The organism is Vibrio sp. 779(2023), assembly GCF_033344285.1.
Lineage (GTDB): Bacteria > Pseudomonadota > Gammaproteobacteria > Enterobacterales > Vibrionaceae > Vibrio > Vibrio alginolyticus.
In genome coordinates, this window is the sequence record NZ_JAWPOM010000102.1 from 1 (window position 1) to 461 (window position 461).

1 protein-coding gene is annotated in these 461 nt (G+C 49.0%); it reads left to right on the top strand.

Translation table 11 applies throughout. The features are described 5' to 3' along the window. A partial coding sequence (locus R8O70_RS25245) for an aldehyde dehydrogenase family protein (RefSeq protein ID WP_412034578.1) occupies positions 1 to 461 on the top strand: 461 nt, incomplete at both ends.

Sequence of the window (461 nt, forward strand, 5' to 3'; positions counted from 1 at the left end):
AACTCAGCTGCGATTTTGGCAGCAAACGCAAAAGACATCGAACTTGGTCGCGAAGCTGGTCTGACCGATGCGCTGCTAGACCGTCTACTGTTGAATGAAGAACGCTTAACGGGCATTGCAAATGATGTTCGCAATGTGATCAGCCTAAACGATCCTGTGGGCAGCGAAATCGACAGTAAAGTGCTAGAAAACGGCATGTCTCTCTCTCGCCGCCGTGTACCACTTGGTGTTGTGGGTGTGATTTATGAAGCGCGTCCAAATGTGACCATCGACATTGCCGCACTGTGCCTGAAAACGGGTAACGCCAGCATCCTACGCGGTGGTAAAGAGACGTTTTTCTCTAACATGGAACTTGTGAAAGTTATCCAATCAGCCCTTGCAAAAGCAAACTTGCCAGCCGCTTCAGTACAGTACATTGAAAAGCCAGATCGCGAGCTGGTTTCTCAACTGCTTAAACTGGA